We start from the raw sequence: 4,170 nt of genomic DNA, 5'->3' as shown, positions 1-4,170 counted from the left end.
CCCAGCGTTGTAACTATTATCATTTCCGTGTTTTGTCCTGCAAAAATCAACTCCTCCGTGCAAAAAAGGAATCCCTTGAGAGAGCAAAATAATAGCATTTGAGAATTTCTGGGCTTTTTTAAGAAGTGCGATATTTTCGTTGCCAACAACTTCGACGTCTTTGTCCCATAAAGTAAGGTTATCGTGGGAACTAACATAGTTGATTGTTTCCTCGGGATCTGACGTAAAATCGTAAATCTTGCTGCTATATGAAATACTGCCAACGACACCCCGCTTTATCCTCGTCTCTTTAGCACGACTTCCAAGAGCAAAGCCTTTGAGTTTCTTGTTAAAAACGCTCCCGATAATGGCATCTCTTATACCATCGTTAAATAGGGCTATATGCATTCCTTTTTGTGACCCCTTGCCAAAAGTGATATTTGCTCCCCAACCACCCCAGGGTTCACCATAAACCAGTATGGAGGGATCTTCAGCATGTAGAGAGCTTTCAATTGCTTTGACAGTTTCTTTATCAAATAATCCCAGAAGATCGAAGCGAAAACCATCAACATGATACTCACTAACCCAATAGAGAAGCGAATCTACTATGAACTTTCTCATCATAGGTCGTTCAGTAGCTATCTCATTGCCAACACCTGAGCCATTTGTATAAGCGCCCATGTAATCTATGCGATAAAAGTAATATGGGACAGTTTGGTCGAAAGGTGATCCTGGTCCAGTTTGAGCTGTGTGATTGTAAACCACATCAAGTATAACTCTTATGCCGCTATCATGAAGGGCCTTAACCATTTTTTTGACCTCGGTTATTCTGGATAAAGGATTGGAAGGGTCAGTGCTGTAATGGCCTTCAGGAACCCAGTATAAATATGGATCGTATCCCCAGCCGTATTGGTCTCTTTCACCTTCCTTGAGATAGAAGCTGTCATGGATCGGCATTATATGAACATGAGTGATACCCAATTCTATAAGATGGTCCAGTCCAACCTTTACTCCAAGCGAGTTGGTAACTCCTCTTTCTGTTAAGCCCAGATACTTTCCCTTGTTGATTATGGTGGTAGAAGGATCTCCAGTGATATCAGCCACGTGAATTTCATAAATGATGGAGTCTTCAAATGCTTTCAATTGTGGTTTTATGTCCGCTTCCCAGCCATCAAAATTTGTGCGAGAGAGATCTACCACTACGGATTTTTCACCATTCTTCGTTACAGCCTTTGAAAACATGTCCACTGTTTCTCTTGTCTTTCCATAAGACGTGAATCTATATTTGTAAGCCTTCAAATGAAGATCACCCGGTATGACAGTACTCCATACCCCTTTGTCCTTTTTAATCATTGGAATCACTTTGGAAGGTTCAGTAGCATTGTAGTCATCGTACAAGAGTAAATCCGCTGAACTGGAAACAGGCGACCAAATCCTGAATTCGGTACTGTTGCGTTTGTAAATAGCACCCAACTCTCCAGAGTAGTAAAATGCACTGTTATCCAGGATCTTTCGACATATAACGGTCTTTTTCATATAACCGTCGATTTTCAGCTGAATAGATTTCGAAACATCTTCTGGTTTCAATTCCTCGCCTAAGGATATTTTTATGTACTTCGTCTTGGAAATATCAGTGGGGTCTGCTTTTGTTACACTTTTTATGGGCAGATTTTTTCCATCAATGGTAACTTGTACTTTTTTGAACCATTGTTTTGTGTCCATTGGTGTGGAAAGATATGCGTAGATATCTGTGAAAGAGTCGAGAAAAGCCGCTTTTACTCTTGGACTTAAATCGATTTTGCTGGGATCGGTATAAAAATCCATTTCCCCTTCAAGTACCCAGATTTCCGCTACACCGGTTTTTGGTATTTTAACGAATCTATCTGCATTTACATCCTTTTTCTCCCATTCTCTCAACCTTACTATGAACCCCAATTGCTCCCATTTTTTGTCGAAAGTTATAACTGCAAAAGGGCCAAAATCATCCATGTGGTTGAACTCATAACTCTTGCCTGCAAGACTTTGTGGCTTATGAGGCCATACCCACAAATTCCATCCATCGTAGTTTCCATCGTATCTGTGATAGTGCAGAATGAGAACGATTTTTCCTCCAAAGTCTTCTGCTGTTTTCCCGGCAGAGTAAGCTGTAAAAGCGTACATCGTAACTGACAGCAACATAATCAGAAAAATCCAGGAAATTTTCTTGAACATTAAAACACCCCCAATAATCATCACACTTCTGTTTTTGTCACTATTGGCAGAGATACCAGAAGCATCAGTGCAAATGCGCTTTTAACCTTGTAAGAACCATTCCAGTGAAAATATTGTCAATAAATCAGGAAAAAACTCAAAATCAAACGCTACACAAGCAAAAATAAAATTCTTCGTAGTACATCGAGACAATACAATTGTATGTCGCCACTTTTTCTAAGAGTATTGCTCCAAATGCAGGAAGTCCATTAAATAGAAGCTTCATAGATTCAACAAAGATGAGAGTTATAGCCACAAATGAAAAAGCTGGGTATGAATGAACCCGGTCTTCACCACCTCCGTAAAAAGTATATCACTCAAAGAGAATGCAAAAACAGCTCATTTTCAACATAACTTTTAAGAGCGTTTAATTGTTACAATTTGACAAACTAACGAACTGGAAAAAACAGCATATTTTCATGGTTTATCATTGACTTGTCAATTCCTTTTCTGGTATATTTTTAATTGGTACAGGGCTCCCGAGCCCTCAGTTTTTATATCGTGAAAGATTTTGAGATAACATACAGGGGGTGTAAATATGCGAAAAGGAGCAATAATACTGGCTTTGGTTCTAATTTTAGTCGGTACTATGTTCGCGACAGAAATCAAGATTAACACTGTTTCCGCAAAACCTATGTTAACAGGTCCAGGCGGAAGAGTATTTTTGAGATGTGAAGCTGTCGGTGATGGAATACTGTCCTATAAATGGAACCCCGAGGAAGGAAAAATTATAAGGGATTATAAGAACGGGACAGCGGTCTGGAGGGCACCTGAAGCACCTGGTGCATATTCAATACGGGTGGAGGTTGTATCCAATGCTGGTACAGTTGAAGGGGAAGTCGTCGTCAAGGTTATGAGACCTGAGGATTTGCCAAACCACCCACCAGAAATTCAGTTGCTTTACCCCGACAATGGAAAACAGCTATCTGTTGAAGACGACAAAAATGGGATCCTACTTTTGTGGTATTCGAGCGATGAGGACGGGGATTATTTGTTTTACGATGTTTACTTGAGTGACTCACTGCCTTTTGATTCACCATGGATGGTAGATCATGACCGATTGGACATAAAAGCCAAAAACTTGAAAGGTAATACTAAATACTATTGGAAAGTCGTAGCAAAGGATGGGAGAGGCGGTCAAGCTGAAAGTGATGTCTTCACCTTTAAGACTGCAAATCATTCACCACGCGTGATTTTAGAAGATGTAACAATCGATGAAGAGCACCCCTTGAAGCTGAATCTTCTCGATTTTGCGTCTGATGAAGATGGAGATCCCTTGAGTTTTGAACTGCTCCCCGGATCGGTAGGAGAAATTGAGGGAACAGAGTATGTATATACTCCAACATATGCTTCTTCTGGAACATATAGAGTAGCTGTAAAGGTAAGTGATGGTGAATTAACTTCATCCGACGACTTTATCCTTACAGTGAAAAATGTCGATAGAAAACCGCAGGTTTTTTTGAGTTCTCCCGCTACAGATACTGAGACTTCGACGGAAGTAACGTTTAAATGGAGTGTGGCAGATCCTGATATTGAAGATGGATCTGATCGGAAAGATTATGTCAGATCGACCGTGTACTATGGCACATCGGAAGAGGAACTAACATCTTTTACCACTGATCAGACAGAGTACAAAGCAGTTCTTGATCCTCACTCCGACTACTACTGGAAAGTGAAAGTCGAAGATGCATATGGCCTTACAGCAGAGTCAAACCTTATCCATTTCAAAACAAGAAACAGTCTTCCCTGCGTATCAAAAATAGCGGTAGAATTGAACGAAACAGAGAAAAAGGTTATTGACCTTGATGCCTTTGTTCATGATCCTGATGGTGATAAAGTTGAATTTGTCCTGTCTGAAGATAATCCAGAACATCTTGGGCTTTCCTCGGAAAATTTGACACTGTCCTGCACATCCATGGCGGTTAAGTTAACAGTGAATTC

General features: G+C 40.3%; 2 protein-coding genes. One reads left to right on the top strand and one right to left on the bottom strand.

Annotated features, from left to right (window positions below):
• Positions 1 to 2,190 (bottom strand): type I pullulanase (gene pulA / locus AC3LHT_RS09300; protein WP_488662693.1); only part of this gene is annotated, 2,190 nt, incomplete at its 3' end.
• A gap of 577 nt (positions 2,191 to 2,767) precedes the next feature.
• Here pulA and AC3LHT_RS09295 point away from each other — a divergent pair.
• Positions 2,768 to 4,170, top strand: a 1,403-nt coding sequence (locus AC3LHT_RS09295; protein ID WP_488662692.1) for an Ig-like domain-containing protein, incomplete at its 3' end; no start/stop codon positions are given.

Source organism: Kosmotoga sp. (assembly GCF_982836095.1).
The sequence above is the reverse complement of the archived record's forward strand: the minus strand, read 5'-3'. Positions and strand labels throughout refer to the sequence as shown.